At 69.9% G+C, this 26,458-nt stretch carries 26 protein-coding genes and 1 pseudogene; 13 read left to right on the top strand and 14 right to left on the bottom strand.

What is annotated here, in order from left to right:
• Positions 1-15 precede the first annotated feature (15 nt).
• On the bottom strand, positions 16-2,253 hold the full coding sequence (locus GSE44_RS13080) for a heavy metal translocating P-type ATPase (RefSeq protein ID WP_159349273.1): 2,238 nt from the start codon (positions 2,251-2,253) through the stop codon (positions 16-18).
• A gap of 61 nt (positions 2,254-2,314) precedes the next feature.
• Here GSE44_RS13080 and GSE44_RS13075 point away from each other — a divergent pair, with 61 nt between their 5' ends.
• A complete protein-coding gene (locus GSE44_RS13075) occupies positions 2,315-2,746 on the top strand; it encodes a MerR family transcriptional regulator (RefSeq protein WP_235924784.1) in 432 nt (143 codons plus the stop codon).
• A gap of 285 nt (positions 2,747-3,031) precedes the next feature.
• On the opposite strand, the gene panC is transcribed toward GSE44_RS13075, so the two are convergent.
• Positions 3,032-3,952 (bottom strand): pantoate--beta-alanine ligase, encoded by a 921-nt coding sequence (gene panC / locus GSE44_RS13070; protein ID WP_328799077.1) that lies wholly within the window; start codon positions 3,950-3,952, stop codon positions 3,032-3,034.
• 47 nt (positions 3,953-3,999) lie between these two features.
• Between panC and GSE44_RS13065 the strand changes: the two genes are divergently transcribed.
• Together GSE44_RS13065 and GSE44_RS13060 are read left to right on the top strand one after the other, a co-directional pair.
• Positions 4,000-4,383: a hypothetical protein gene (locus GSE44_RS13065; protein WP_159349272.1), complete on the top strand. Its 384-nt coding sequence runs from the start codon at positions 4,000-4,002 to the stop codon at positions 4,381-4,383.
• Positions 4,383-4,706, top strand: coding sequence for a DUF167 domain-containing protein (locus GSE44_RS13060; protein ID WP_159349271.1), 324 nt, complete (start codon positions 4,383-4,385; stop codon positions 4,704-4,706). Before GSE44_RS13065 ends, GSE44_RS13060 begins: the two co-directional genes overlap by 1 nt.
• 131 nt (positions 4,707-4,837) lie before the next feature.
• Here the strand turns inward: GSE44_RS13060 and GSE44_RS13055 are convergent, their stop codons facing one another.
• Positions 4,838-5,341 carry a YciE/YciF ferroxidase family protein gene (locus GSE44_RS13055; RefSeq protein ID WP_159349270.1) on the bottom strand — a complete coding sequence of 168 codons (504 nt, stop codon included), beginning with the start codon at positions 5,339-5,341 and terminating at the stop codon, positions 4,838-4,840.
• Positions 5,342-5,569: 228 nt separating this feature from the next.
• Between GSE44_RS13055 and GSE44_RS13050 the strand changes: the two genes are divergently transcribed.
• Entirely contained in the window at positions 5,570-5,800 is a 231-nt protein-coding gene (locus tag GSE44_RS13050; protein WP_159349269.1) for a hypothetical protein, read from the top strand.
• Here GSE44_RS13050 and GSE44_RS13045 read toward each other — a convergent pair.
• The gene (locus GSE44_RS13045; protein ID WP_159349268.1) at positions 5,739-7,412 is read right to left on the bottom strand and encodes a glycoside hydrolase family 17 protein; all 1,674 of its coding nucleotides are present in this window, start codon (positions 7,410-7,412) and stop codon (positions 5,739-5,741) included. The two genes, GSE44_RS13050 and GSE44_RS13045, sit on opposite strands and share 62 nt — an antisense overlap.
• Before the next feature lie 188 nt (positions 7,413-7,600).
• Between GSE44_RS13045 and GSE44_RS13040 the strand changes: the two genes are divergently transcribed.
• The 5 genes from GSE44_RS13040 (at position 7,601) to GSE44_RS13020 (ending at position 11,906) form a co-directional block, all read left to right on the top strand.
• Complete coding sequence (locus tag GSE44_RS13040) at positions 7,601-8,038, top strand: CoA-binding protein (RefSeq protein WP_159349267.1); 438 nt, start codon at positions 7,601-7,603, stop codon at positions 8,036-8,038.
• An 89-nt stretch (positions 8,039-8,127) separates the two neighbouring features.
• A complete protein-coding gene (locus GSE44_RS13035) occupies positions 8,128-8,904 on the top strand; it encodes a DUF2076 domain-containing protein (RefSeq protein ID WP_159349266.1) in 777 nt (258 codons plus the stop codon).
• 101 nt (positions 8,905-9,005) lie between these two features.
• Positions 9,006-9,872 (top strand): LysR substrate-binding domain-containing protein, encoded by an 867-nt coding sequence (locus GSE44_RS13030; RefSeq protein WP_159349265.1) that lies wholly within the window; start codon positions 9,006-9,008, stop codon positions 9,870-9,872.
• A gap of 65 nt (positions 9,873-9,937) precedes the next feature.
• The gene (locus tag GSE44_RS13025; RefSeq protein WP_159349264.1) at positions 9,938-11,182 is read left to right on the top strand and encodes an MFS transporter; all 1,245 of its coding nucleotides are present in this window, start codon (positions 9,938-9,940) and stop codon (positions 11,180-11,182) included.
• A gap of 7 nt (positions 11,183-11,189) precedes the next feature.
• The gene (locus tag GSE44_RS13020) at positions 11,190-11,906 is read left to right on the top strand and encodes a trimeric intracellular cation channel family protein (protein ID WP_235924783.1); all 717 of its coding nucleotides are present in this window, start codon (positions 11,190-11,192) and stop codon (positions 11,904-11,906) included.
• A 90-nt stretch (positions 11,907-11,996) separates the two neighbouring features.
• Here GSE44_RS13020 and GSE44_RS13015 read toward each other — a convergent pair whose 3' ends face one another.
• Both GSE44_RS13015 and GSE44_RS13010 read right to left on the bottom strand, forming a co-directional pair.
• A complete protein-coding gene (locus GSE44_RS13015) occupies positions 11,997-12,377 on the bottom strand; it encodes a cation:dicarboxylate symporter family transporter (RefSeq protein WP_235924782.1) in 381 nt (126 codons plus the stop codon).
• A 430-nt stretch (positions 12,378-12,807) separates the two neighbouring features.
• Entirely contained in the window at positions 12,808-13,941 is a 1,134-nt protein-coding gene (locus GSE44_RS13010) for a threonine synthase (RefSeq protein WP_159349262.1), read from the bottom strand.
• A 68-nt stretch (positions 13,942-14,009) separates the two neighbouring features.
• Here GSE44_RS13010 and GSE44_RS13005 point away from each other — a divergent pair, with 68 nt between their 5' ends.
• Positions 14,010-15,116, top strand: coding sequence for a M20/M25/M40 family metallo-hydrolase (locus GSE44_RS13005; RefSeq protein WP_159349261.1), 1,107 nt, complete (start codon positions 14,010-14,012; stop codon positions 15,114-15,116).
• Positions 15,025-15,477 (top strand): annotated as a pseudogene (locus GSE44_RS26775) (anion permease); the annotation flags it as partial. The gene GSE44_RS13005 and the pseudogene GSE44_RS26775, both read left to right, overlap by 92 nt.
• Before the next feature lie 213 nt (positions 15,478-15,690).
• Here the strand turns inward: GSE44_RS26775 and GSE44_RS12995 are convergent.
• The 5 genes from GSE44_RS12995 to GSE44_RS12975 form a co-directional block, all read right to left on the bottom strand.
• Positions 15,691-16,236, bottom strand: a complete 546-nt coding sequence (locus GSE44_RS12995; RefSeq protein ID WP_159349260.1) for a cob(I)yrinic acid a,c-diamide adenosyltransferase — start codon at positions 16,234-16,236, stop codon at positions 15,691-15,693.
• An 8-nt stretch (positions 16,237-16,244) separates the two neighbouring features.
• Positions 16,245-16,595 carry an energy transducer TonB gene (locus GSE44_RS12990; protein WP_159349259.1) on the bottom strand — a complete coding sequence of 117 codons (351 nt, stop codon included), beginning with the start codon at positions 16,593-16,595 and terminating at the stop codon, positions 16,245-16,247.
• A 580-nt stretch (positions 16,596-17,175) separates the two neighbouring features.
• On the bottom strand, positions 17,176-18,063 hold the full coding sequence (locus GSE44_RS12985; protein WP_159349258.1) for a cation diffusion facilitator family transporter: 888 nt from the start codon (positions 18,061-18,063) through the stop codon (positions 17,176-17,178).
• A gap of 24 nt (positions 18,064-18,087) precedes the next feature.
• Positions 18,088-21,588, bottom strand: coding sequence for a methionine synthase (gene metH / locus GSE44_RS12980; RefSeq protein WP_159349257.1), 3,501 nt, complete (start codon positions 21,586-21,588; stop codon positions 18,088-18,090).
• Positions 21,589-21,602: 14 nt separating this feature from the next.
• Positions 21,603-22,535 (bottom strand): ArsR/SmtB family transcription factor, encoded by a 933-nt coding sequence (locus GSE44_RS12975; RefSeq protein WP_159349256.1) that lies wholly within the window; start codon positions 22,533-22,535, stop codon positions 21,603-21,605.
• A gap of 57 nt (positions 22,536-22,592) precedes the next feature.
• Here GSE44_RS12975 and GSE44_RS12970 point away from each other — a divergent pair, with 57 nt between their 5' ends.
• Both GSE44_RS12970 and GSE44_RS12965 read left to right on the top strand, forming a co-directional pair.
• Positions 22,593-22,982, top strand: coding sequence for a hypothetical protein (locus GSE44_RS12970; RefSeq protein WP_159349255.1), 390 nt, complete (start codon positions 22,593-22,595; stop codon positions 22,980-22,982).
• A gap of 89 nt (positions 22,983-23,071) precedes the next feature.
• The gene (locus GSE44_RS12965; protein WP_159349254.1) at positions 23,072-24,046 is read left to right on the top strand and encodes a Bug family tripartite tricarboxylate transporter substrate binding protein; all 975 of its coding nucleotides are present in this window, start codon (positions 23,072-23,074) and stop codon (positions 24,044-24,046) included.
• Between the two features lie 124 nt (positions 24,047-24,170).
• Here GSE44_RS12965 and GSE44_RS12960 read toward each other — a convergent pair whose 3' ends face one another.
• From GSE44_RS12960 to GSE44_RS12950, 3 genes are all read right to left on the bottom strand, one after another.
• Positions 24,171-24,506 (bottom strand): NIPSNAP family protein, encoded by a 336-nt coding sequence (locus GSE44_RS12960; RefSeq protein WP_159349253.1) that lies wholly within the window; start codon positions 24,504-24,506, stop codon positions 24,171-24,173.
• A 108-nt stretch (positions 24,507-24,614) separates the two neighbouring features.
• A complete protein-coding gene (locus tag GSE44_RS12955; protein ID WP_159349252.1) occupies positions 24,615-25,133 on the bottom strand; it encodes a GNAT family N-acetyltransferase in 519 nt (172 codons plus the stop codon).
• Positions 25,134-25,199: 66 nt separating this feature from the next.
• Complete coding sequence (locus GSE44_RS12950) at positions 25,200-26,390, bottom strand: amidase (protein WP_159349251.1); 1,191 nt, start codon at positions 26,388-26,390, stop codon at positions 25,200-25,202.
• Positions 26,391-26,458 lie beyond the last annotated feature (68 nt).

The following is a 26,458-nucleotide window of genomic DNA, read 5'->3' as shown; positions in this document are numbered from 1 at the left end:
CCAGCGCTCCGGTCGCTAGATGCGCGCCGTCAGCAGCCGCATCGCATTCGCCGTCACCAGCACGGTCGCCCCGGTATCCGCCAGGATCGCAGGCCAGAGTCCGGTGACGCCCAGGATGGTGGTGACGAGGAACACCGCCTTTAGGCCGAGGGCGATCGCAATGTTCTGGCGGATATTCGCCATGGTGGCGCGTGACAGCGCGACCATGCGCGACAGGTCCATCACCCGCCCATGCAGCACCGCGGCATCCGCCGTCTCCAGCGCCACATCGGTGCCGCCGCCCATGGCGATGCCGATATCGGCCGCGGCCAGGGCCGGTGCGTCGTTGATGCCGTCGCCCACCTTGGCGACGCGGCGTCCCTTCACCTGCATCTCCCGCACGATGCGCTGCTTGTCCTCCGGCAGAAGCTCCGCGCGCACGGGCAGGCCCAGGGCAGCGCCGATGGCCTCGCCGGTGCGGCGGTTGTCGCCGGTCAGCATCACCGGCTCGACCCCGGCGGCCTTCAGCGCCTCCAGCCCCGCCCTTGCATCGCCGCGCGGCTCGTCCCGCATGGCGATGATCCCGGCCAGCCGGTCGTCGGCCAGCAGGACGGAAACCGACTTGCCCTCGCCGTTCAATCCGTCGATCCGCGCTTGCCATGCGGCCGGGAGCGCCATCCGCGCCTTGGCCGCGGCGGGAGAGCCGAGGAACAGGCTCTCGCCACCCACGCGGCCAGTCACGCCTTTGCCGCCCAGGGCGGCGGAACCACTGGCCGGCGGCACGCTCACCCCATCCGCTTCGGCACGGGCGAGGATGGCGAGCGCCAGCGGATGGCTCGAACCCGTCTCGAGCGCGGCGGCGCGGGAGAGCAGCGCGCGCGCGTCGCCTTCGGCCGGCAGCAGGTCGGTTACGCGCGGGCGCCCTTCTGTCAGCGTGCCCGTCTTGTCCAGCGCGATGGCCGTGATGGAACCGAGGCCTTCCAGCACCGCGCCGCCCTTCATCAGCAGCCCGCGCCGCGCCCCAGCCGAGAGCCCGGACGCGATCGCCGCCGGAGTGGAGATCACCAATGCGCAGGGGCAGCCGATCAGCAGGATGGCCAGGCCCTTGTAGACCCATTCCCCCCAGGCCCCACCCGCCAGCAACGGCGGCAGCACCGCCACCAGCGCGGCCAATACCAGCACCAGGGGGGTGTAGAAGCGGGAGAAGCGATCGATGAAGCGCTCGGTCGGCGCCTTATTCTCTTGCGCCTCCTCCACCAATCGCACGATGCGGGCGATGGTGTTGTCCTCGGCGGCGGCCGTCACGCGCAGGCGCAGCACGCCGTCGCCATTCACCGTGCCGGCGAAGACGGGCTCGCCCACGCCCTTGCGCTTCGGCGTGCTCTCGCCGGTGACCGGCGCCTCGTCGATGACGCTCTCGCCCTCCAGGATCTCGCCATCGGCGGCGATGCGGTCACCCGGGCGAACGAGGATGGTGGCGCCCAGGCCCAGGCTGGCGGCGGGCACCTCCTGCGTCCTCCCGCCGCGTTCCAAAAGGGCAGTGGCTGGGACGAGATGGGTCAGGGCCTGGATGCTGGCGCGGGCACGGCTGGCAGCCACCCCTTCCAGCAATTCCCCGATGAGGAAGAGCAGTACCACGGCCGCCGCCTCCTCCGTCGCGCCGATGATGGTGGCACCGATGGCGGCGATGACCATCAGCATCTCGATGGAGAAGGGCGTGCCCAGGGTGGCGGCCACCAGGGCGCGGCGGGCGATCGGCACCAGCCCGACGAGCATGGCGGCGGTGAATGCCCAGTGCGCCAGTTCCGGCACCGCCTGCCCGAGCAGATAGGCCACGCCCAGTGTCAGGCCGCAGGCGATGGTCAACACTCCGCGCGGGCTGCGCCACCAGGAGCCGGAGGCGGGACCTTGGTCATGCAGATGGTTGTGTAGCCCAGCCTCCGCGCCCGGCCCTTCCGTCGCGTGCTCATCCTCACCGTGATCGTGGCCGTGGCTGTGGCCGCAACAGGCGTGATGCTCCTGCGCTGCCGGGGCTGGCGCGCGCGGCGGCAGGGCGGTCGCGCTATATCCGCCCAGCGTGCCCACCTGCCGCATCACCGCCTCGCCGATGCCCGCATCGGGGCCGTGGCGCACCGTCATCGTTCCGGCGGTCACCGAGACCGAAACATCCTCCACCCCCGGCACGCGCCGCACGGCATTGGTGATGCGGGTGGCGCAGGAGGGACAGTCCATGCCCTCGACACGGTAGCGGGTGCTGGTGGCGGCCTCGACCATCGGGGTTGTCCTTGAAGCGTCGCTCCTGGCTCTACATCCTCTAGTCACTTGAGGATCAAGCATGGACTTTGCCATGAATCTGCCCATCGGCGGCCTGTCCCGGCAAACCGGGGTGAAGGTGCCCACCATCCGCTACTACGAGGAGATCGGCCTTCTCCCCGCCGCGCCGCGCACGGAAAGCAACCGGCGCCTCTATGACGAGGAAGCCGTGCGCCGCCTGCGCTTCATCCGCCATGCGCGGGAGTTGGGCTTCGAGGTCGAGGCCATCCGCCAGCTCCTCGCTTTGGCCGACCAGCCGGACCGCCCCTGCGCGGAGGTAGACGGCATTGCCCGCGCGCATCTGGCCGAGATCGACGACCGCATCGCGCGCCTCACCGCCCTGCGCACCGAGGTCAGGCGCATGACGGAATGCGGCGCGCATGGGCAGGTGGGCGATTGCCGCGTGATCCAGGTGCTGGCGGATCACGGGCTTTGCGGGCACCCGCATCATTGATTGCCCGATCGGTTGCACTGGTGGCCCCGGGAGGCGCCGCCTCCGGACCTCCGCCGGGGGTCCAGCGGGCTCGCCGGACCCCGCGATCTGTTTGGAGCGCGCCTGACGTCATGGACGTCAGGCGACTGACATGGCTGCACGCGTGGCCTGAATAACCTGCCTGCGGCGCCATCCTAACCGGCCGCATCCGCGAAAAACCGAACGCGGGGTCCGAGTGGCCGCCACCCAGGCCGAGGTCCGGAGGCCGAGCCTTCGGCGCCCCGCACACCGGCATGGTGGCCGGCATCAGCGTCCTGGCAGCAGCGCCGCCATGTTATCCAGCAGCCGCACGTCGCCGAGCCCCGCAGCGGCCAGGAGCCGCGCCTCGCCAGTCGCGCCCGACGACCAGGGACGGAGCGTCGCGGGCTCGACCAGGGCGAGGTAGTCCGGAATGAATCCTGCGGCGCGCAGCCGGGCGGTGGCTTCGGCCAGCACGGCATCGGGCGCCGCGCCAGCGGCCATGGCGGCGATGGCCTCCCCCATGCACCGTGGCAGCATGGGCGCCAGCGCCCGCTGCTCGGGGGAAAGCCGCTGGTTGCGGGAGGAGAAGGCCAGCCCATCCGCCTCCCGCACCGTGGGGTGGCCGATGATGCGGAGGCGCATGTCCAGATCCGCCACCATGCGGCGGACCACCTGCAGCTGCTGCCAGTCCTTCTCCCCGAACACCGCCACATCCGCGCCGGTCTGGTTGAACAGCTTCGAGCAGACGGTCGCGACGCCGCGGAAATGGCCGGGACGGGCGGTGCCCTCGAAGCCCTCGGAAGGGCCACCCACCTCAATTACCGTGGCGGCGCCGGGCGGGTACATCGCCTCCACCGGCGGCATCCAGACCAAGTCGCATCCGGCACCACGCAGCTTCTCCAGATCGCCCACCTCGTCGCGGGGATAGCGCGAGAGATCCTCGTTCGGGCCGAATTGCAGCGGGTTGACGAAGATGGAGACGGCAACCGCGCCCGCATAGCGCCGCGCCTCCTCCACGAGCGCCAGATGGCCGCGGTGCAGCGCCCCCATGGTGGGCACGAGGCCGAGGCTTAGCCCGCTGGCGCGCAACCCAGCCGTGGTGTCCCTCAGTGCTTCCAGATCGCGGATCACCCGCATGGCAACCTCCCCCAGCCCGATGGCGCAGCCATGGCCGGGCGGCGGCCCGGAGGCAAGACGGCACGCCACCGCCGATGCCGCTTGCGTGAGAGGCGAGTTCGCGCGATCTCCAATCCATGACCGTCACAAAACGCGACCTGTGGGCGATCCTGGCCGTCGGCGCTGCCATCGGGCTAATGGTGGCCTATCGCCACCTGCAGGTGGAGCCGCGCGAGATGGGAGCGCTCTGCCTCGACCTGTCCAAGGCGCCCTTCGCCTGCCAGCCCCGCGCGGCGCTGCTCTGGCTGCAGCACTGGCAGCTTTGGGGCGCCGGGGCGATGGCGATGGGCATCTGGGCTTTCATCGGCGCGCCCTTCGCGGTGCGCGCGGCGGCGGTGGCGCTTGGCGTGATCGCGGTGCTGAACTTCAACGCCACCTGGGGGATGATCGGCGCGGCACTCGGCGCCTGGGCCTGGGTGGAGGCGAATGCCCGCCAGGCGAAGGCGGCCGCCCGCGCCTGATGGCGCCTCCCCCGCGCCAATCCGCCTGGCGGATGGTGGAGGGCGGGCTGGAGTTGCGCGTGAAGGCGCAGCCCCGCGCCCGGCGGCCCGGATTGCAGGGGCTGGTGCCGGGTGCCGATGGCCCGCGGATCAAGGTGGCGGTGAACGAGGCGCCGGAGGACGGGCGGGCCAACCGCGCCATCTGCGCGCTGCTGGCCGAAGCGTTGGAGGTGCCCCCCTCTCGCGCCGAAGTGACGCAGGGCGCCACCTCGCGCGACAAGACGGTGGTGATCGGCGGGAATGCCGCGGTGCTGGTCGCGAAGGTCGCCGCGATCCTCGCCTGAAAACGGCAGCTGAAGATGGCACCTGAAGACGGGGCCGGAACAGCGAAGCGCCGGCCCTCCATCCGTAGTGGATGTCGAACCGGCGCCCCAGTTGCCCCTGGTGGATCGCCCGAGGCGAGGGCGGTAACGCCTCAGGTAGCCATGCGGTTGAGCTTGCCCTCGGCCAGCATGGTCAACTTCTTGTCGGTGGCCTTCTCCTCCGCCAGCGTCTCCTCCAGCACCGAGGCGCAGTCGTTGCGCCCGAGCTGGCGGGCAAAGGCGACGAGGGTGCCGTAGCGGGTGATCTCGTAATGCTCGACCGCCTGGGCGGAGGCGAGCATGGCAGCGTCGAGCACCTCCTTATCCTCCACCTCGCCCATGATCTCCTCGGCTTCTTCAAGGATGCCGTCCATGGCGGCGCAGGTGACGCCCTTCACCGGCTGGCCATGCATCTGGAACACCTTTTCCAGACGGACGATCTGATTGCGCGTTTCCTGCAGGTGCAGTTCGAAGCTCTGCTTGAGCTGCGGGTCCGTCGCCTTGTCGATCATCTTCGGCAAGGCCTTCGTGATCCGATTCTCGGCGTAGTACATGTCCTGCAGCGTGTGGACGAAGAGGTCATCCAGGCTTTTGATCGGCTTCGAGAAGAGGCCCATGGGGATTGCCTTCGCGCGAGGGGTTTCAGCGATTTCGATGGAGGCAGCCCGGTCGGCGCCGCCCATGGAACGCCCCGTGCCGCGCTTCCGTTGCGGCCCTCCGCGAACCGCCCGCCCGATTACCGCCATGGCCCTGCCCGGCGACGCACCCTGCCCGGCGACGCACCCTGCCCGGCGACGCACTGGGCAATGGCTGCTCTTCACCGCATGAAACTAGGGAGGACGCGCATGTCCGAGGTCACGAACCCGCTGGTGCTGGACCTGCTGGAATGGGTGGCGCGGCAGCCGCGCTCCCATGCGGAGGCGATGGAGGCGTGGCGGACCTCGTGTCCACGCCTCACCGTGTGGGAGGAAGCGATCGACAGCGGCTTCCTCCTCCGCGCGGAACCCGTGCAGGTCACCTCGCTCGGGCTGCGCTTCCTTGCGGCGAACGGGCGTTGGGTGCCACCTCCCGCCTGAGCGGCCCCACCCGCAGCAGCGGCGGCAGCGCCAGCCCGATGGCGCAGACGCTCCAGCCCAGCGCCTGGAGGTTGTGCGGCCCCTCCAGGATCGCGCTGGCGGCAGCGCAGACGACCAGCACCCCGCCCACCAGCCATTCCGCCCAGCCGCCGCCGCGGCGCGGCAGGTCGCGCATCAGCGCCCGGGCGATCACCGCCACCAGGGGCACGGCGAAGGTCGGGAAGGGAAAGTCGCGGTAGCGCGGGTCGAAGAGCAGCATCATCTGCAGCACTGCCGCGGTGAACAGGAAGAGGAAGAGCAAGTCATCGAAGGCGAAGGCGCGCCAGTCGCGGAAGCGGAAGCGCCCGCGGAAGATCGAGCGGATATTCGCGCTGGCCTGGGCGCCGTTGCGGGCGGGTTCGATCGGACTGCCGGAAAGCCGCGCGCCGGCGCGCCGCAGCAGCAGCGCGGCCAGAAGCGCCTGCCCCAGCAAGTTCACGCCGAAGGCGAGCTTCAGATGCTCGTCGAAGGCATAGGGCCAGCCGCCGCAGAAGGCATAGGCCAGTGCGTTGCCCAGCGCAGCGGAGAGCAGGGCCAGCTTCCAGCGCGCGGCGCCGGGCCAGGCTCGTGCAGCACCTGCGAACATCGCGCCGCCCAGGAGCAGCGCCGCGCCCGCATACCAGGCCCACCACGGATTCTCCCGCACCGGACCGGAGAGGTCGAATTTTGGCGCGCGATCCGCCGTCCAGAGGCCCCAGGCGGCGCCAACAGTGCCCTCGTTGCGGTACTTCCACACCTGGTCGAAGGCTTCGATCAGGTTGTAGTCGAAGCCCTCCTCCTGGCTGAGCTGGATGAAGCGGCGCAGGAACACCGCCTGCTCCACGCGGGAGGGGATGGCGGCCTCGCGCCAGCGGCCGGCGCTCGGCCACCCGATCTCGCCGATGGCGATGGGCTTGTCGGGGAACATTGCCTTGATGCGGCGATACACGTCCCGCACATGCGCCATCGCCACGTCGACGCCGAGCGGCTCGTCCTCCCAATAGGGCAGGATATGGATGGTCACGATGTCCACATGCCTGGCGAGTTCCGGGAACTGCGCCCAGAACTCCCAGACATCGGCATAGGTGACAGGCTGGCGCACCGCAGCCTTTACCCGGTCGATCTGGCGGGCCAGTTCCTCCACCGGCAGGTCCCGGCGCAGCAGCACTTCATTGCCGACCACCACGCGCTCCACCACCTCGGGATGGCGGTTGGCGGTGGCGATGAGGGCGGCGATCTCACGGTCGTTCTGGCGCAGGTCGCGGCCGAGCCAGGCGCCCTTCCACATCTTCACGCCATGCCGGCCGGCGATCTCGGCCGTCTCGTAATTGCCTTCGATGCTCGCATAGCTGCGGATGGCCCGCACGCGGGGGGCGATGAGGGCGATGTCCTCCTCCACCTGCGCGGCGGAGGGGAAAATGTCGCGGAGCGGGCTCTGGCCTTCGCGGAAGGGGGCGAAGGAGACGCTGTTGAAGCGCTCCGTCACCATCGGCACGTCGCCGGCCTGCTGGCGGTTGGGGAACCACCACACCAGGATCGTCACAAGCGCGCCAAGAAGGAGCACGGGGGCGGTCAGGGAGCGGGATACGGCCATGGCTAACCCCTGTAGCGGCGCGGCGCGGCTCACGAAAGGCGGCGCGCGCCGCAATGATGCCCCATTGGACACCCGCTGGACCTAGCTGCCAGCGGCGGCCACCGTTGTTCGGCCGTGCGGGGACGCCACCGCCTCTGGCACCGGGGGCCGGGTCGCCCCAACTGCCTTAACCAGCCGGGAGAAACGACATGGCAAGGGACGGTCTGACGGATGACCAGGTGCGCGACCTGCTGCTGCGGACACGCCGAATCGCGGTGGTGGGGGCCTCGGACAAGCCAGGCCGCGCCTCGAACGGCGTCTTCGGCTTCCTGCTCCAGCGCGGTTACGACGCCACCCCGGTGAACCCGGTGCTGAACGGCCGTGCCGTGCATGGCGTGCCCGGAGTCGCCGCGCTGGAGGAGGCGGGGCCGCTCGACATGGTCGACGTGTTTCGCCGCAGCGAGGATGCCGTCCCGGTCGTGGACGAGGCGATCCGGCTCGGCGCCCGGTCCATCTGGCTCCAGCTCGGCATCTGGGACGATGCGGCGGCGGAGCGGGCGCAGGCGGCCGGCATCCCGATCGTGATGGATCGCTGCCCCGCCATCGAATGGGGACGGCTGGGCCTTCCTTCGCGCGTGCCAGCGTGATCCAAGATTAACATCTTGAAAGGTTTCCCGAGGCGGGCCATTTCGCGGCCGTCGTGGGCACTCGCCCACCACAAGGAGTTAAGAGGGTCATGACCGAGGAAGAACGCCGCATCATCACCGGCTATGTGGAGCGCGTCTCAGGCGCTGCACAGCCGGCTGCGACGTCCGCCGGCCCTTGGGGAGCGCGCAGCGTCCCCAATACCCAGGCCGCGCCAAACCTGCCCCCCGTGGACCCGGAGGCTGACCGGCTGATCGCCGATCTCTTCTCCCGCTACCCCGAGGCGCGGTATCGCATCACCCAGACCGCCTTCGTGCAGGAAGCGGCCCTGGTGCAGGCTCAGAACCGCATCCAGGAGCTGGAGTGGCAACTGGAGAACACCCAGGCACAGGCGAGCCAACAGCAGTCCCGTGGCGGGCTGTTCGGCGGCATGTTCGGTGGCGGCAACAACCGCCAGATGCCGATGACGCCTCGCCCGCAGCCGATCCAGCCGCCCCCGGGTGCGATGAACCCGGCCATGATGCAGCAGCAGGGCCGCGGCAGCGGCTTCCTCGGCACGGCGCTGACCACTGCGGCCGGCGTCGCGGGTGGCATGGTGCTGGGCAACATGATGATGGGCATGTTCTCGGGCGGTGGGGCTCAAGCGGCAACCGCGGCCGCGGATGCCACGGGCGCCGCGGGCTCCTTCGGCGAGCAGGCGGTGAGCACGCCTTCCTCCTCCCCTTGGACGGATCCGGGCGCGGCACAGAACGACGCCTCGCCGGTCTCGGACCAGAGCGGTGGCTGGGGCGGCAATGACGCGGCCGGCAACAACGATGCCGGCGGTGGCGGCTTCGACGGCGGCGGCGGCTTCGACGAGGAAATCTGAGCGATCAGCACCGCTCATCGATCCGGTAGGTGACCCGGGCGGATCTTCATTGACCCGATCAGGGGCGCGGGCCAGCGTATTCCTTTAGGCCTGGGCCCCCGATGCGCATTCCTGATCTCAATCTCGACCTGCTCCGCTGCTTCGTGCAGGTGGCGGAGCGTGGCGGCTTCACCGCGGCGGCCCCTGCACTTGGGCTGACGCAATCGGCCATCTCCCTCAAGATCCGGCGGCTGGAGGAACTCCTCGGCAAGCGCGTGCTCGAGCGCACCAGCCGCAGCGTCGCCCTTACTCCGCAGGGCGAGACCCTGCTCGCCTATGCCCGCCGGATGCTGGCGCTGAACGAGGAGGCGGTGCGGCGCCTCGTCGCTCCCCCGGTCACCGGCCGGCTGCGCCTGGGGGTGGCGGACCATTTCGTTCCGCGCAACCTCGCCCCGCTGCTTGCCCGCTTCTCCCGCTCCCATCCCGGCATCCGGCTGGAGGTGGAGGTGGGCCGTTCCCATGAACTGCGCCGGGCGATGGAAGCAGGTTCGCTCGACCTCGTCCTCGGCAAGCGCCGCGACGGGGAAAGCGAGGGCGCCATCCTCTGGACCGAGCCGGTGATCTGGGCGGCCGCCCCCGGCTGGATCGCGCCCGAGGGGCGCCCCCTGCCACTCGCCATGCTGCCCGCCGGCTGCATGTTCCGGGACCGTGCCCTGGCGGCCCTGGCAAGGGCCGGGCTGGGCTTCGAGATCACCTACACTTCGGCCAGCCTGCTCGGCGTGGCGGCGGCGGTGCAGGCGGGCCTCGGCATCACGGTGATCGGCGCCTCGGGCCTGCCCGAGGGACTGGTTCCCCTGCCCGGCCTGCCGCCATTGGAACCCGCGGAAATGGCGGTCTTTGGCGACTTGGCCGGACTGGCACCCCTCGCCGGCCCGCTGGTGGAGGCGATCCGGCACACGGTGGGTCAGGTGGCGCCAATCGCCGCCTGACGGCACCCCCGCCCCGCAGAACACGCATTTGACCGGCACGCGGGACCAAGCGCAGGTTTCGCCCCATGGTCCAAGAAGATGCACCCGGCACAGCCCAGCCCAACCGCGACTGGCGGATCATTGGGCTGATCGGCACGAACCACTTCCTGTCCCATTTCTACCTGCTGTGCCTGGCGCCGCTCTTCCCGATCTGGAGGGAGGAATTCGGCGTCTCCTACGCCGTGCTGGGACTTTCGCTGGCGCTGATGTCCGGCGTGACGGCGCTGCTGCAGACCCCGGTGGGCTTCATGGTGGACCGCTACGGCGCACGGCCCTTCCTGATTGGCGGGTCACTGCTCATGGCGCTGTCCATCTCGGCCATGTCCTTCGCGCCCAACTATTGGGTGATCATGGCGCTCGCCGTGATCTCGGGCTTCGGCAATTCCGTCATCCACCCGGCCGATTACGCGATCCTCGGCAGCAGCATCGACGGGCGCCGCATGGGCCGGGCCTTCGCCGCGCATACCTTCACGGGCAATCTCGGCTTCATGGCCGCGCCGCTCGCGATCGGGCTGATGACGCAGACCCTGGGCATCGGCTGGCGGCCGACTCTTCTGACCGTGGGGCTGCTCGGCATCCCGGTGGTGGCGACCATCCTGCTGCAGTCCCGCATCCTGCAGGACCAGGCGAAGCCGAAGGACCGCCGCGCGCCGGTGGGCCGGGAGGTGCTGCTGTCGCGCACCATGCTCATGTTCTTCGCCTTCTTCCTGCTGTCCTCCATGGCGACCACGGGCATCCAGTCCTTCTTGATCGCCACCCTGGACCAGCTCTGGGCCACGCCGCTGGCGGTCGCCTCCCTGGCGCTCACCGGGTACGTGGCCGGCAGCACAGGCGGCGTGCTGATCGGCGGCTGGTACGCGGATCGCTACAGCCGGCACTTCACCTTCGTCACAGCGCTGACCGCGCTTTCGATCATCCTGCTCCTCGCCATGGGACTGGTGCCGATGCCTGAGGTGGTGCTCCCGATCGTGGCGTTGGCCGCGGGAGCGGCGCTGGGCGCCTCCCGCACCCCGCGGGACGTCATGGTAAAGAATGCCGCCCCGCCGGGGCAGATGGGAAAGGTCTTCGGCTTCATCTCCGCCGGCCTGCCGCTGGGCGGCGCGATCACCCCTGTTCCCTTCGGACTGATGCTGGACAACGGCATGTCCTGGCTCGTGCTGCCGACCGTCGCGCTGCTGCTGCTGGCCTCCCTGTTCTGCGCCGGCACCGCCCGTGGCGAAGCGCTGCGCGCCGTCGGTCCCACCTCCCCCGCCGCTGTTCCCGCCGAATAGCCTGGGTGTGGCCGAGTCCTTCGACCTTGTGCTGGAGGCGCTGGGCTGGATCGGCACGGCTGCCTTCGCCGCCGCCGGCGCGCTGACCGCGGCGCGCAAGCGGATGGACCCGGTGGGCTTCCTGCTGGTGGCCGGCGCCACCGCCTTCGGCGGCGGCACGCTGCGCGACCTGCTGCTGGGTCTTCCGGTCTCCTGGCTCTCTCGGCCGGACCTTGCGGTGCTGGCCGCTACCTTCGCCCTGCTCATCTTCTTCATCACGCCCCGGGCGACGGAGCGCGGAACGGCACGCCGCGTGGCGCTGCTGCTCTGGGCCGATGCGGCGGGAATGGCGGTTTTCGCCGTGCTGGGGGCGGAGGCGGCCGCGCGGACCGGCGCGGCGCCCTGGGTCTCGGTGCTGATGGGGGTGATGACCGCAAGCTTTGGCGGGCTGATCCGCGACGTGATCTGCGGCGAGATCCCGCTGATCCTGCGGCGCGAGATCTACGCCACCGCCGCGGGAGCGGGAGCCGGCGTCTTCCTCGCACTGCAAGGGTTGGGGGCGGACCGGGCCGTGGCGGTTGGGGCTGGGGTGCTGGCTGCCTTCGCCATCCGGGCCGCGGCGATGGGTGGGGGCTGGTCCCTGCCTGCCTATGGTGGCCGTGCCGCGAGCGGCGCGGCCGATCCCGCCCCGGAACTGGACGCAGAGAACAACCCGGTCACCCGCTCCATCTCCTCCGGCCCGTAACGCAGGCCGCAGGGCAGGAGCAGCACTCACCTGCCAGGACCACGCCAGCCAGGCTGAACAGTGACTGGCCGAGGCACGCCGGAGGCGTCCTCAGCCCGAGCGGTTCGCCACCGGCTCCGGCAGCGGGACGACGGAACCGGGCTGCGGCCCTACCCCGGCGATGGGCTTGCCACCCCTGGCTTGGTGCAGCTTCACCGGGTCCAGCTCGCCCAGGAGCACCAGGGAGCCGAAGCCATAGGCGCCAGTGGTGAAAGCCGTGGCACCGAAGGCGCCGACTGGAGCGGCCTTCACGACGATGGCGACAATGCCGAAGAACACGGCGGCTGCCGCGTCGATCACATGGGAGATCGGCTCGCGCAGACGGTCGGGCAGGGCGTTGATGGCGAAGCCCGTCAGGGCCGCCAGCAGCAGGACCTGCAACAGCTCCCCATTGGCAAAGGCGCTGACGAAAGTGTCGGGGATGATGGCCATCAGATGCGCTGCGCGCTGCATGTAGCCCTGGATGGCCGCGACCGTTCACGGCGTGGCCGTTCAGCGACGGCTGGCACGGCAGGGCCGGTGCGTCCACGGGCGGCACCATGATGGGGAAGGGCTTCTGCAACGGCGCCCTCGCAGGCCAGCGCTGCATCGACCAGTTCGCCTGCATGCGAACCTCAGGATTCGGAACGGTCCAGCAGGCGCCGTCCGCATCCACGAACACCACTCACATCAGGTGGGATTCCGGCCCGAAATCGACCGGAAATGCGCAGCCCCGGGTCACGGCTGGTCTCCATGGGCAGGGGCGGCTCGAACTGGAGGACCATGCAAAATTAACTTGGATCAATCGACGTCACTTGCCGCGGCGTATCGGAATCCATTCTGCGGCGCCCCGGCCTGACGTTCCGCGACGCCGACAGGTGCTTCAGACCGGACCAACCCCCAGCAATTCGGCATAGCGCGGCGTCGCCTTCAATCCCGTGCCGGTGAGGATCACCACCACCTTCTCGCCCGGCCGGACCTGACCCTCCGCGACGAGCTTGCCGAGCGCCGCCACCGCCTGGGCGCAGGTCGGTTCCACATAAAGTCCCTGGCGCGCCAGGGAGAGGGCGGCCTCCGCGATCTCCCCCTCCTCCAGCAGCACGCCCCCTCCGCCGCTGCGGCGCAGGGCGCCGAGCACCTCCTGCGGGCGGATCGGCTGGGCGATGGCGGTGCCCTCGGCGATAGTGGGGCGGGGTGGCTCGGCCGGCAGGCCCAACGCCTCGCGCGCCAGCGGGCCGCAATGCGCGGGCTGCGCAGCGTACAGGCGCGGCAGACGGTCGATCTGCCCGGCGCGCAACAGCTCCCCGAAGCCAATGTCGCAGCCCAGCACGTTGGAGCCGGCGCCACAGGGAATCACCACCGCATCCGGCGCCTGGAAGCCGAGATCCTCCCACAATTCATAGGCAAGCGTCTTCGTGCCCTGCAGGAAGAACGGGTGCCAGTTGTGGCTGGCATAGAAGAAGCCGGATTGCGGGTCGTTGCCCTGGCGCAGCGCCTCGTCGGCGCAATCCTGGCGGCTGCCGGGGGTGAGCTGGATCTCCGCGCCGGCCGCGCGGGACTGCACGGTCTTGGCGGGCGAAGTGCTGTCCGGCACCAGGATGCGCGCGCGCATCCCGCCCGCCGCCGCATAGGTGGCGATGGCCGCGCCACCATTGCCGGAGGAATCCTCCAGCACCGCAGTGATCCCGTGCTCGCGCAGCAGGGAAAGCATCACTGAGGCGCCCCGGTCCTTGAAGGAGCCGGTGGGCATCAGCCATTCGCATTTCAGCAGCGCATCCACGCCATGCAACCGACGGGAGAGCAGCGGCGTGCATCCCTCGCCCATGGCGATCGGCTCGCGCGGGCGGAAAGGCAGCGCGGCGGCGTAGCGCCACAAGCCAGGCGCGGCGGGGTCGATGGCATCGCGCCCGATCCCGGGCAGGTCGGTCAGCAGCAGCGGCTGGCCGTCATCGCCGCGCCAGCGGGGAATCTCCAGCGGCCAGGTCTGGCCGCTGCGCGGATCGAGATAGGCGGTCACGGGGCATCCTCACGCAAAGCGCCGCAACCTGTCTTGCGGCCGCGCTGCCCGCAAGGGATACCCCTGCCATGACCGACCGTACCGATGCCGAGGCCGTTACCGCCCTCGCTGCCGATCTTGTCCGCATCGACAGCCGTTCCTTCGTCTCCAACCTGCCCCTCGCCGAGCGGATCGAGGCGGAGCTGTCAGGCTTCGAAATCGAGCGGCTGGACTACAAGGATGCGAATGGCGTGGCCAAGCGTGCCCTCGTCGCGCATCGCGGCGGGCCGGGCGGCCTCGCTCTTTCCGGCCATATGGACACGGTGCCGGATACAGGCTGGCAGGAAGACCCCTTCTCCGCGCGGGTGGACGCGCAGGGCATGATGCACGGGCTGGGCACGGCCGACATGAAGGGGCCCGTGGCCGCCTGCATCATCGCCGCCCAGGGCCTGCCGGCCGATATGCCCGTGACCCTGCTGATCACCACCGATGAGGAGACGACAAAGGCCGGTGCCATCCTCATTGCCGAGCAATCCACGCTGGCACGGCGCGCGGCGCTGCGGGGCATCGTGGTGGCGGAGCCGACGGGGCTGGCGCCGATCCGTGGCCACCGCGGCACCGTGAATTTTGAGGCGGTGGCGAGCGGCAGCCAAGCCCATTCCTCCACCGGCAAGGGTGTGAATGCCAATCTCGCGCTGATTCCCTTTCTGGAAGAGATGCGTAACCTGCACGACCGGCTGCGGGAGGAGGAAACGTTCCGCGACGACGGCTATGAGCCGCCGTTCCCCGACTTCAACATCGTGATCGACAATCACGGTACGGCAATCAACGTCACCGTCGCCCGGGCCACTGCCCGCATGAAGTTCCGCTATTCCCGCAAGCTGGATCCCGCGCCGGTGGTCCAGGCCGTGCAGGATGCAGCCGCTCGCGCGGGCCTTGCCCTCACCTTCAACATCGACGGCTCGCCGCCGGAGCTGCCGCCGGAACATCCGCTGGTCGCGGCCGCGGAAGCCGCCACGGGGCAGAAGGCCGGCACCGTCGCCTTCGGCACCGATGCCACGCGGCTGAATGCGCTCGCCCCCTGCGTGATCCTCGGCCCGGGGGATATCGGCGTGGCGCATACGCCGCGCGAGGAGGTGCCCGTGGCACAGCTGGCTGCCGCCGTGCCGCTGTTCCGGACGCTACTGCGGGGTTGACGGGCGGCGGCGCCGGGATCGGCGTTGCTGGACCAGGCAGAAACCCTCCTTTAGTAGCGCCCGGCGCTTCCGGGTCCTCCAGCTCCTGTCCTCATCGCTGTTCAGCCTCGGCCATGGCGGCATCGACGCGCAGAAGACGATGGGGATCATCGCCATCCTCCTCTACTCCCAGGGCGTCCTGGGCCCGGAGTTCCACGTGCCCTTCTGGGTGGTCATCGCCTGCCATGCGGCGATGGGCCTCGGCACCCTGTTCGGTGGCTGGCGGATCGTGCGCACCATGGGCTCCCGCATCACCGATCTCCGCCCCATGCAGGGCTTCTGCGCCGAGACGGGGGGCGCGATGGCGCTGTTCGGGGCCACCTGGCTCGGCATTCCCGTCTCCACCACCCACACGGCCACCGGCTCGATCGTGGGGTCGGCGCGGCGCGCCGGGCCTCGGCGGTGCGCTGGGGCGTGGCGCGGCGGATCGTCTGGGCCTGGGTGGTTACCCTGCCGGCCGCGGCGGCGGTGGGCGGCGGCTGCTATTGGCTGGGCGCCGCTATCCTCGGGTGACCCGGGCGCCCCCCGGCACGGCTCAGCGATTCTCGCCCGGCGTCCAGAGCAGGTCCTGACCCATGTTCAGGCTGCGGGCCAGGACGAAGAGATGGTCGGACAGGCGGTTGAGGTAGCGGACCGCATCGGCATTCACCGGCTCAGCCGCCGCCAGCGCCACCACGACACGCTCCGCCCGGCGGGCAAGGGTCCGCGCCTGGTGGGCATGGGCAGCTGCCGGCGTGCCACCGGGCAGGATGAAGGAACGCAGCGGCGGCAGGTCCGCGTTCATGCTGGCCAGCTCCTGCTCCAGCCGCAGGCATTGCGCCGCAGAGATTCGCAGCCCGCCCTTCCCGCCCGGTACGCAGAGATCGGCGCCGAGGTCGAACAGGTCGTTCTGGATGCGCGCCAGCATCGCGTCCTCCTCCTGCGCCGTATGCAGACGCAGCAGGCCGATGGCGGCATTCGCCTCATCCACTGCGCCCAGCGCCTCGATCCGGATGGAATCCTTGGACACGCGCGTGCCGTCCCCGAGCGAGGTCTGTCCGGTGTCGCCGCCGCGTGTGGTGATGATGTCGAGCTTGACCATGGAACATTCTATTCCAGCCTGAAGACCACGCGATAGCGCTGAAGCGTGCCCCAGACCGGCACGCCATCCCGCAGGGCCGGCTCGAAGCGGCAGCGGCGGACGCCGCGCTGCGCCGCCTCGTCCAGGGCGAAGGAGCCGCTGGGCTCGGTGATGCGCGCCTCCACCACCCGGCCGTCATCCGACACGCGCAGTCTAAGCACCACCGCCCCGGTGATACCGCGCTGCCGCTCGGAGGCCGGGTAGCCAATGGCATCCTGGCAGCCGGGCCGTGGCGCGCCGACGGCGCGGCTCTCGCCGGCTGCGCCGGTGCTGCCAGCGTCCAGGCGCACGGCGCCCGCGGGGATCGGCACCTCGGCCATGCGCATTGCCGGAGCGGCCGTCGCTACACTTGGCGCTGGGCGGGACGGGACGGGTGGTGCTGCCGGCGGTGGAAGAGGCAGGGGTTCCGCAAGGCGGGGCGGAGCGGATGCCGGCGGAGTGGAGCGCAAAGGCTGAGGCGCAGGGGGCGGCTCGTCCGCCGGTACGGGTGGCGGGGAAGGAAGATCCGCCGGGGTTTCCCCGGGAGTGACGTGAGGCTCCGGTGGAGGTGTCTCGGCCGATGGCGGAGGCACGGGCGGCATGGGCGGAGAGGTCTCGGCGACCGGCGGGCTCGGTGCCTCCTCCGCCGGGCTTGGCGAAGGCAGGTCGGGCGATAGTTCCGGCGCCCCCTCCCCTGCCCCGACCGGCCCCTGCCAGACCAGCGGCATTCCCTCTAGAATGGTCGGCTCCGGCAATCTCTCCCGGCCCAGCCAGAGAAACAGGGCCGTCAGCGCGGCGCCATGGAGTGCAGCCGCCGTCCACCAGGACCAGCTTCCGCCCCGCGCGCGGCGTGGCTTGGCGCGCCAGGCCGGATAGGCGATGGGGGCGAACTGCCAGGCCACGGCGTTCAGGGGCGGCGAATCACAGGACCACTACCCCGCTGTGCTTCGCCTTGCCCTCCGGCTCCACATGGATGGTGATGACGGCGCTGCCGAGAGCCTCCTTCAGCGCCGCTTCGATCCGGTCGCAGATGTCATGCGCCTCCCGCACCGGCATGGCGCCGGGCACGACGAGGTGGAACTCGACGAAGGTTATGCGGCCGGCGCGGCGGGTCCGCAGGTCATGCGCCTCCAGCGCCCCGGAGCCCTCGGAGGAGACGAGGCCGCGGATCTGCGCGAGGTCGTCCGGCGCCACCGCCTCGTCCATCAGCCCGCCCACGCTCACGCGCAGGAGGCGCCACCCGGAGAAGAGGATCATGACCGCAGTGGCGCCCGCCAGCAGCGGGTCCAGCCAGAGCAGCCCGGTGACCGTGACCAGCCCCACGCCGATGATCACCCCGGCCGAGGTGACGACATCCGACATAAGGTAGTGCGCGTCCGCCACCAGCGCCGGCGATCCGAGGCGTTTCCCCCTCCGCCGCAGGACGGTGGCCCAGACGCTGTTGATGACGGTCGCGACGGCCGAAAGGGCGAGGCCCAGCGCAGGCTGGTCGGGCGCATGCGGCTGCGCCCAGGCCTGCCAGGCCTCCTGCAGGATCATGGAGGCCGCGACGAGGATCAGCGTGCCTTCCAGCACCGCCGAGAAATACTCGACCTTGGCATGGCCATAGGGATGGTTCTCATCCGCCGGCATGGCCGAGTAGCGGACGGCGGCCAGGGCGGCGGAGGCGGCGGCGACATTCACCACCGTCTCCAGCATGTCGGCGAACAACGCCGTGCTGCCCGTCAGCCCCCATGCCGCCCCCTTGAGGGTCAACACGGACAGGCCGACGCCAAGGCTGGTCCAGGCAGTGCGTTCGGTCGGGCTCATCTGGCCCGACATAGACCCCTCGCCCTAGACGGAGAAGTACTTCGCCCCCGGGTGGTGCAGCACGATCGCGGAGGTGGATTGCTCAGGATGCAATTGCCATTCGTCCGAAATTGTGACGCCGATCCGGTCGGCTTTCAGCAGGCGCAACAGCGGCTCCTGGTCCTCGAGCTTCGGGCAGGCCGGATAGCCGAAGGAATAGCGCCCCCCGCGATAGCCCTGGGAAAGCATCTTCTCCATGTCCCGCGCATCCTCATGCGCGAAGCCCCATTCGGCGCGGATACGCTTGTGCACATATTCCGCCATGCCCTCCGCCATCTCCACCGAAAGGCCGTGGAGATAGAGGTAATCCTGGTAGCGGTTCTCCTCAAACCACTCCCGCGCCATGTCGCTGGCCTTCTGGCCGACGGTGACGACCTGCAGGCCGATCACGTCGCGCTTCTCCGGCCCGTCATCCACGTCGCGCACGAAGTCAGCGATGCAATCGCCATCGGCCTTGGGCTGGCGCGGCAGGGTGAAGCGCGTGGCCTCCGTCACCCCATCCTCCTCGAACAGGATGAGGTCGTTCCCCTGGCCCGCGCATTTCCAGTAGCCGTAGATGGCCTGGGGCTTAAGGATCTCCTTTTCCTCGGAGATCGTGAGCATCCGGCGCAGCACCGGGCGCAGCTCCTGCTTCGCCCAGCCGATGAAGTCCTCCAGGGAGCGGCCCTGCTTCCGGAAGCCCCATTGGAATTGGTACAGGCTGCGTTCATTGATGAAGGGCACGATCGCCTTGGACGGCGCCTCGACCACGCGGGCGCCCCAGAAGGGCGGGTTGGGCACGGGCTCATCCCCCGTCAGGCGTCGGCGGCGCTCCTGGGCATAGCCGACTTCCACGGGCGCGAAGCCACGGGCATCGGCGGTGCCGAGGGTGCGGCGCTCATTCTTGCCCTTGCCGACACGGCGGGCCTGGAGGGCGGCGAGATAGTCGTCAAAGCCATTGCCCATCACCTTGTCCATCAGGTGCAGGCCGTCGAAGGCATCGCGCGCATAGGCGACACGGCCCGAGGCATAGGCGCGGACGCAGTCATCCTCGACATAGTTGCGCGTCAGCGCCGCGCCGCCGAGCATCACCGGGAGATCGACGCCTTGGCGCGACATCTCCTCCAGGTTCTCGCGCATCACCACGGTGGACTTCACCAGCAGGCCTGACATGCCGATGGCATGCGCCTTGTGCTCCTTCGCGGCGGTGACGATGTCCTGCAGCGGCACCTTGATGCCGAGGTTCACCACCTTGTAGCCGTTGTTCGTCAGGATGATGTCGACGAGGTTCTTGCCGATGTCATGCACATCGCCTTTCACCGTGCCGAGCACGATGGTGCCTTTCTCCTGGCCTTCCACCTTGACCATGTGCGGCTCGAGATACGCCACCGCAGCCTTCATGGTCTCTGCGCTCTGCAGCACGAAGGGAAGTTGCATCTTGCCGGCGCCGAACAGCTCGCCCACCACCTTCATTCCATCCAGTAGGATGTCGTTGATGATGGTCAGCGGCTCGATGCCCTTGCCCAGCGCATCAGCCAGCTCGTCATCCAGTCCCTTGCGGTCGCCATCGACGATGCGGTCCTTCAGCCGGCCCTCCACCGTCTCGGCCTTGGCCCGCTTGGCAGTGTCTGCGGCCTTGCGGCCGGCGAAGAGTTCCAGCAACGCCTGGAGCGGGTCGTAGCCTTCCGCGCGGCGGTCGAAGATCAGGTCCTCGGCCACCTTCACCTCCTCGGCGGGGATGAGGTGCAGCGGCTTGATCTTGGAGACATGGACGATCGCGCCCGTCATCCCTGCCTTCACGGCATGGTCGAGGAACACGCTGTTCAGGACATGGCGCGCGGCCGGGTTGAGGCCGAAGGAGATGTTGGACAGGCCGAGGATGATCTGGATGTCCGGGAACTCCTCCCGGATCATGCGGATGCCCTCCAGCGTCCACTGGCCGAGCTTGCGGTCGTCCTCGTTGCCCGTCGCGATGGTGAAGGTCAGCGGGTCGATCATCAGATCGCTCTGCGGCAAGCCGTGCTTGTTGCAGGCGAAGTCCACGAGGCGGCGCGCGATGCGCAGCTTGTCCTCGGCAGTCTTCGCCATGCCCACCTCGTCGATCGTTAGGGCGATGACGGCGGCGCCGAACTTCTTGGCGAGGACCAGTCGGTCCGTCGCATGGCCCTCGCCATCCTCGAAATTGATCGAGTTGATGATGGGCTTGCCGCCATGCAGCTTCAGCGCGGCCTCGATCACCGGCGTCTCGGTGGAGTCGATCACCAGCGGAGCGTTCACGCTGCTGGTGAAGCGCGTGATCACCTCGTTCATCTCGGCGGTCTCGTCGCGGCCGACGAAGGCGGTGCAGACGTCGAGCGAGTTGGACCCTTCGGCCACCTGCTCGCGGCCGATGGCGACGCAGCCGTCCCAGTCATGCGCTTCCTGCCGCTGGCGCCACAGCTTGGAGCCATTGGCGTTGCAGCGCTCGCCGATGGAGAAATAGGCATTCTCCTGCCGCAGCGCGACGGTGCCGTAGAGGCTGGCGACGGAGGGCACCCAGACCGGCTTGCGCGCGACAGGCGCGGGGCGGTGGCTGGCGCCGCCCAGCTTCCGCAGCATCGCATCCAGGCCCTGGATATGCGGGATGGAGGTTCCGCAGCAGCCGCCGATGAGGTTCAGCCCATCCTCGGTGACAAAGCGTTCCATCCAGCTTGCCATCTCGGCGGCGCCGAGCGGGTAATGCGTGTGGCCGTCCACCAACTCCGGCAGCCCGGCATTCGGCTGGCAGGAAATCAGACCGCGCCAGTTCTGCGACAGCCAGCGGACATGCTCCGCCATCTCCTGCGGACCGGTCGCGCAATTCAGCCCAATCAGCGGTACGTCCAGCGCATCGATCACCGTCGCGGCGGCGGCGATGTCGGGGCCGACCAGCAGCGTGCCAGTGGTCTCCACCGTCACCTGCACAAAGATGGGGATGTCGGACCTGGCTTCCGCGATGGCGCGCTTGGCGCCGTTCACGGCGGCCTTGATGAAGAGCGTGTCCTGGTTCGTCTCGGTCAGGATCGCGTCGGCGCCGCCTTCGATCAGGCCGCGGCACTGTTCGGTCAGCGCCTCCTCGAGCGCGTCATAGGGGATATGGCCGAGGCTCGGCAGGCGCGTTCCGGGGCCGATATCGCCGATCACCCAGCGTGGGCGGCCATCGGCGAAACCCTCGGCTGCCTCGCGCGCCAGTTCCACGGCGCGGCGATTGATCTCGCGCGCGCGGTCCTGCAGGTCGAACTCGCCCAAAGTCACGGGGCTGCCGCCGAAGCTGTTGGTCAGCACCATGTCGGCGCCGGCCTCGAAATAGCCGCGATGGATCTCGCGTACGAGGTCGGGGCGGGAGAGGTTCAGCACCTCGGTGCAGTTCTCCTGGCCCCAGTAGTCCTTCTCGACATCCAGGGTCAGGGCCTGCACGCGGCTGCCCATGGCGCCGTCGCAGAGCAGCACACGGTCACGCAGCGCGTCGAGCAGATGCGGTCGGGACATGATCTTCACTCTTCTCAGGCAGGCTGCACGACGGTCGCGCGATGCGCGGACCACAGGCGGACATTCAGGGGCCCCGGGATCTCAACGGGCGAGGACAGCGAGCAGCCGGCCTCGCCGAGCCAACCTGCCATCTGGGCGTCATCGAAGCCGGGCCAGCGATGGGCATGGCGCTCCATCAGCTCGGCGCGGTCGTGGGCGGCCAGATCCACCACCAGAAGCATCCCGTCGGGCGAGAGGACACGCGCGGCCTCCGCCAGGGCGGCGGCGGGATCCTCGGCGTAATGCAGCACCATCTGGAGCGTCACGGCATCGAAGCCGGCATCCGGGAAGGGCAGGCGGTACATGTCGGCCTGGCGGACCACGCAGCGCGAAGCCAAGCCGCGCTCGGCCAGCCGGCCGCGAGCCAGGGCCAGCATGTCGCGGCTGGCATCCACGCCCAGCGCCGCGTCGCAGCGGTCCGCCAGCAGCTCCAGCAACTGGCCAGTGCCCGCGCCGATATCCAGCAGCCGACCGATCCGCGGCGGCAGGGCGTCCAGCAACGCCGCCTCGATCGCAGCGGCAGGGAGGCCGAGGGCATGCACCTCGTCCCAATCCGCTCCGGCGCTGCGGAAGGCCTCGGAAGCCGCGCGCACCCGCTCCGCCCCCAGCCGCGCCGCGAGGCGGCGGTCGGCAGCGAGCAGGGGATCATCCTCCGGCAGCCTCGCCAGGATGGCACGCGCCAAATCCGCCCGGGTGGCCAGGGAGAAATAGACGTTGGACCCCTCCGGCATCCGCTCCAGCAATCCTGCCTCCACCAGCAGCTTCAGATGGCGGGACAGGCGCGGCTGGGACTGGCCGAGGGCGGCGCAGAGATCGGTGACGCAGAGCGCCCCCCGCGCGCAAAGCGCGAGCAGGCGCAACCTCGTCGGCTCGGCGGCGGCGCGAAGCTGCGCCAGGGTCTCTTCCATGGCCTTGCAAATGACATAACGATATCTTTATGTCTATCGGAAAGGAGCATCCCTGCTATGCCCGTCTTCGCAGATGGCCGCATTCCCGTCTCGGTCGTCGCGGATCAGGCGGCGCTGGACGCCAGCCTGGCGGCACGGCCGGGCGCTGCCCTGCTGGCCGAAGTGCCGCCGCCTTCCCTTCCGCCGGGTGCCGTCGCCATGGCCAGGTTCGAAGGTGAGGCGTCACCACACCCGCTCGCCTGTAGCTGCTGCGCCGGCCGCACGCCGCTCGCCCAGGCGCTGGATGCCCTCTTCCTCACCCGGGTCAGGGGCCAGGCCCAATGGTTCGACCGGGTGGTGGCGCTTCTTCCGTCCGGGAGTGCCCGCCAGGCGCTGGAAGACACGCTACGTGGCGACGCGGTGGTGGCCAGCCGCTATCGGCCGGAGGTCGCCGCATCCGGGCACTGAGGAAAGCCGCCCACCCGGGTTGCCTCGCCGCCGAGGCGCGTGCTGCAATCGTTTCGAAGCAGGGCACAACCTGCCGAATGGAGGAACGAATGCAGCGACGCCCCCTCATGGCGGCCGCCCTTGGCTCCGCGGCCGCCTGGGTCACGGGACGTCCGGCGCGGGCACAAGCATGGCCCGCCCGCCCGGTACGCATCATTGTTCCCTTCGCCGCCGGGGGCGCCACGGATATCCTCGCCCGGGCCCTGGCGAACCGGTTCCAGGCTGATTGGACGCAGCCGGTGGTGGTCGAGAACCGGACGGGCGCCGGTGGCACCATCGGGACCGAGGCCGTCGCCAAGGCTGGCCCGGACGGGCATGTCCTGCTTCTCGGCACCAGCGCCACCCAGGCCATTACGCCGCACCTCTACCCCAACCTGGCCTACGATACCGTGAAGGACTTCGCCCCGATTTCGATGGTGGCGACGGTGCCGATGGTGCTGGTGGTGCATCCCTCCATCCCCGCGCGGGACGTGCCCGCCCTGCTCCGCCACGCGAAGTCCAGGCCGGGTGAACTCACCTTTGCGTCGTCCGGGCAGGGCGCGATCACCCATCTGGCCACTGAGCTATTCGCCTCGAAGGCCGGGATCAGCCTGACGCATGTGCCCTATCGCGGCAGCGCACCGGCGATCGCGGACCTGCTGGCCGGGCGCGTCTCGATGATGATCGACCATGCCCCGACGGTGCTGCCCCATATCCGCAGCGGTGGACTGGTGGCGCTCGGCACGGCCGGGCCGGAGCGGACGCCGATGCTGCCGGACATGCCGACCCTGTCCGCCTCCGTGCCCGGCGTGGAGGTCACCTCCTGGTTCGGCCTCTTGGCGCCGGCCGGCACGCCCGCGCCCGTCGTGTTCGCGTTGAACGAGGCCGTGCGCCGCGCGCTGACGGATGCGGAGGTGACAGCCCGGCTGCGCGACCAGGGCGCCGATGCCATCGCGAACGCCCCGGAGGCCTTCGCTGCCTTCATTGCCGAGGATAAGGCGCGCTGGGGCGCCGTCGTTCGCGGCGCGGGCGTTACGCTCGGCTAAAGCAGGCCACCTCGCCGCCCCCATGGAGCCAGGGGGCGGCAAGCCCGGCCGTAACCTGTCTGCCGGCGAGGAGCGGCCCGATTGCCCCGGGCTCGTTCCCGATCAAAAGCCTGGAGCCCCGCGCTTACGCGCCGGCGCGCGCCGGCTTGGGGGCGAAAGGCACTGGGATCATGTGCTTGTTCTCCTGCTTGAGCAGGTAACCGGCTTCCGCGCTCATCTCCAGATAGGCAGCCCAGGCCGGATCGGCCTGCAGTGCCGCGCGGCGCCGCGCGCGATCCGCCGCATCCTCGTACATCCAGATATGGATGTAGCTGTTCACGTCCCCGGTCTCGGTCGTGAGATAGGCGAAGGGCATGCCGAGGTGGCGCGTCTGCACCGCCCAGCCATGCTCCTCATAGAGCGCGAGATGCCGCTTCAGCGTGCCAGGCCGGCAGATATAGGTACGATGATCCAGCAGCATTCCGTTTCGATCTCCCTCGCCTTCCGGGGTCGTGTCGTCCCCGGTCAGGCGGCGGAAGCAGCCCATATCCGGGCGGGATGGTCAACGTAACGTCCCGCCCGGCGGGCATCAGGCCGGGACGGAACGATCCCCCTCGCCCAGTGCCTTCTGCATGTAGACCACGTCCACCCAGCGCCCGAACTTGAGGCCAACGGCCTTCAGCATGCCCACCTGCTTGAAGCCGAGGGACAGGTGCAGGCCGATCGAGCCGACATTCTCCGAATCGCCGATCACCGCGACCATCTGGCGGAAGCCCTCGGCCTCGGCACGGGTCAGCAGCTCGGCCACCAGCGCCTTGCCCACGCCCTGCCCGCGCACGTCGTCGCGCACATAGATCGAATCCTCCACCGTCTGCCGGTAGGCCGAGCGGGGGTGGAAGTTGTTGTAATAGCCGTAGCCAAGGATCCGCCCAGCCTCCTCCACCACAAGCCAGGCATGGCCGGCGCTCTGGATGCGGGCGATTCGCCCGGCCAGCTCATCGGCGGGAGGCGGCTCCTCCTCGAAGGTGCCAGTGCCGTGCAGGACATGGTGGGCGTAAATCTCCGCGATGGCGGAGGCGTCATCGGGCGTGGCGTCGCGGATGGGCATAGGGGATGCCTAAAGCAGAAAGCTGGACCGGGAAATCACCCGCTAGGCGAAATTCAGCACACGTCGTCAGATCGCAAGCCCCAGCTGTTCCGCCACGCGCTCCGCCAGGGCCAGCAGCGCCCGGTCCCGGCCCGGCGCCGCGACCAGGGAGAGGCCGACCGGCGCGCCATCCACCTTTGCGGCCGGGATCGACACCTCGCAGAGCCCACCCAGCCCGGCGATCGCGGTGACGCCGATCGTCGTCTCGCGCACCCATTGCTGCTCGGCCGGGGAGGAATCCAGCTTCGGCGCCAGGAGCGGAGAGGTCGGGTAGGCCATGACCGCGCCGCCGCCCAGCAGCCCGAGCAGGCGCTTGCGGAAGACCTGGCGGAAGGCGCGGCCCGCTTCCGCCTTGCCGGCGGGCAGGTCCCGCGCCGCCGCGAAGCGCTCGCCGACGCCGGGGCCGAATTTCGGGCCTGTCGCCGCCACCCAGGCGCCCAGCGTGGCCCAGGCCTCCTCAGCCTGGACGCAGCGGAAATGCTCATAGAGCACCGCCAGCGTCTCGGGCACCGGACTGATCGGAATGGCGGGGCCCATCACCGCCTCAGCCGCCTCGAGAGCCGGTGTCAGCGCGGCGGCGATGGCTGGCTGCGCGTTCATCCAGGCCTCGTTCACGCGAAGCAGCGGCCCGAGCGGCCCATCGCCGCCCGCTGGCAGCAGCACCTCCCCCGCGCGCCGCAGATGGGAGGCGCGGGCGGCAAACCAACCCGCCGTGTCGTAGGACGGCGCCAGCGGCCGCGCGCCCACCAGCGAGACCGAGCCCCAGGAAGGGCGGATGCCATAGATACCGCAGTAGGAGGCCGGAATCCGCACCGAGCCGCCCGTATCGGAGCCGAGGGCGATATCCACCTCCCCGCTCGCCACCACCGAAGCGCTGCCGCAGGAGGAGCCACCCGGGAAGCGGTCCGGCGCCGCCGGGTTCAGCGGCGTGCCGTACCAGACATTCTCGCCGGTCAGCCCATAGGCGAGCTCCACCGTCTTGGTCTTGCCCGCGAAGCGCGCCCCGGCCTCGAGCAGCGCGAGCACCGCCACGGCGCTCGATACGGGCACGGGGTGGGTGCGCTCCCAATCCGGGTTGCCATAGGCCGTGGGTTGGCCGGCGATGTCGTAAAGGTCCTTGGCGGCAAAGGAGAGGCCGGCGAGGACCCCGCCCGCAGCATGCCGGGGCGCAGGCAGGGCATTGGGCAGGAATCCGCTCGTCTGTTGCGCATTCGTCATACCCAGCACCCCCCTGCCGATTCGCGGCCGGATGCTGCGGCAGGCCCGGGGGCCATGTCCACACGTCC

It is taken from the genome of Muricoccus harenae, from assembly GCF_009848505.1.
GTDB lineage: Bacteria > Pseudomonadota > Alphaproteobacteria > Acetobacterales > Acetobacteraceae > Roseomonas > Roseomonas harenae.
The sequence above is the reverse complement of the archived record's forward strand: the minus strand, read 5'-3'. Positions and strand labels throughout refer to the sequence as shown.

Excerpts from the sequence above, each read along its gene's own strand:
- GSE44_RS13080 (WP_159349273.1), bottom strand. The coding sequence starts at position 2,253 with ATGGTCGAGGCCGCCACCAGCACCCGCTACCGTGTCGAGGGCATGGAC.
- GSE44_RS13075 (WP_235924784.1), top strand. The coding sequence starts at position 2,315 with ATGGACTTTGCCATGAATCTGCCCATCGGCGGCCTGTCCCGGCAAACC.
- GSE44_RS13065 (WP_159349272.1), top strand. The coding sequence starts at position 4,000 with ATGACCGTCACAAAACGCGACCTGTGGGCGATCCTGGCCGTCGGCGCT.
- GSE44_RS13060 (WP_159349271.1), top strand. The coding sequence starts at position 4,383 with ATGGCGCCTCCCCCGCGCCAATCCGCCTGGCGGATGGTGGAGGGCGGG.
- GSE44_RS13055 (WP_159349270.1), bottom strand. The coding sequence starts at position 5,341 with ATGGGCCTCTTCTCGAAGCCGATCAAAAGCCTGGATGACCTCTTCGTC.
- GSE44_RS13050 (WP_159349269.1), top strand. The coding sequence starts at position 5,570 with ATGTCCGAGGTCACGAACCCGCTGGTGCTGGACCTGCTGGAATGGGTG.
- GSE44_RS13045 (WP_159349268.1), bottom strand. The coding sequence starts at position 7,412 with ATGGCCGTATCCCGCTCCCTGACCGCCCCCGTGCTCCTTCTTGGCGCG.
- GSE44_RS13040 (WP_159349267.1), top strand. The coding sequence starts at position 7,601 with ATGGCAAGGGACGGTCTGACGGATGACCAGGTGCGCGACCTGCTGCTG.
- GSE44_RS13035 (WP_159349266.1), top strand. The coding sequence starts at position 8,128 with ATGACCGAGGAAGAACGCCGCATCATCACCGGCTATGTGGAGCGCGTC.
- GSE44_RS13030 (WP_159349265.1), top strand. The coding sequence starts at position 9,006 with ATGCGCATTCCTGATCTCAATCTCGACCTGCTCCGCTGCTTCGTGCAG.
- GSE44_RS13025 (WP_159349264.1), top strand. The coding sequence starts at position 9,938 with ATGGTCCAAGAAGATGCACCCGGCACAGCCCAGCCCAACCGCGACTGG.
- GSE44_RS13015 (WP_235924782.1), bottom strand. The coding sequence starts at position 12,377 with ATGGCCATCATCCCCGACACTTTCGTCAGCGCCTTTGCCAATGGGGAG.
- GSE44_RS13005 (WP_159349261.1), top strand. The coding sequence starts at position 14,010 with ATGACCGACCGTACCGATGCCGAGGCCGTTACCGCCCTCGCTGCCGAT.
- GSE44_RS12995 (WP_159349260.1), bottom strand. The coding sequence starts at position 16,236 with ATGGTCAAGCTCGACATCATCACCACACGCGGCGGCGACACCGGACAG.
- GSE44_RS12990 (WP_159349259.1), bottom strand. The coding sequence starts at position 16,595 with ATGGCCGAGGTGCCGATCCCCGCGGGCGCCGTGCGCCTGGACGCTGGC.
- GSE44_RS12985 (WP_159349258.1), bottom strand. The coding sequence starts at position 18,063 with ATGAGCCCGACCGAACGCACTGCCTGGACCAGCCTTGGCGTCGGCCTG.
- metH (WP_159349257.1), bottom strand. The coding sequence starts at position 21,588 with ATGTCCCGACCGCATCTGCTCGACGCGCTGCGTGACCGTGTGCTGCTC.
- GSE44_RS12975 (WP_159349256.1), bottom strand. The coding sequence starts at position 22,535 with ATGGAAGAGACCCTGGCGCAGCTTCGCGCCGCCGCCGAGCCGACGAGG.
- GSE44_RS12970 (WP_159349255.1), top strand. The coding sequence starts at position 22,593 with ATGCCCGTCTTCGCAGATGGCCGCATTCCCGTCTCGGTCGTCGCGGAT.
- GSE44_RS12965 (WP_159349254.1), top strand. The coding sequence starts at position 23,072 with ATGCAGCGACGCCCCCTCATGGCGGCCGCCCTTGGCTCCGCGGCCGCC.
- GSE44_RS12960 (WP_159349253.1), bottom strand. The coding sequence starts at position 24,506 with ATGCTGCTGGATCATCGTACCTATATCTGCCGGCCTGGCACGCTGAAG.
- GSE44_RS12955 (WP_159349252.1), bottom strand. The coding sequence starts at position 25,133 with ATGCCCATCCGCGACGCCACGCCCGATGACGCCTCCGCCATCGCGGAG.
- GSE44_RS12950 (WP_159349251.1), bottom strand. The coding sequence starts at position 26,390 with ATGACGAATGCGCAACAGACGAGCGGATTCCTGCCCAATGCCCTGCCT.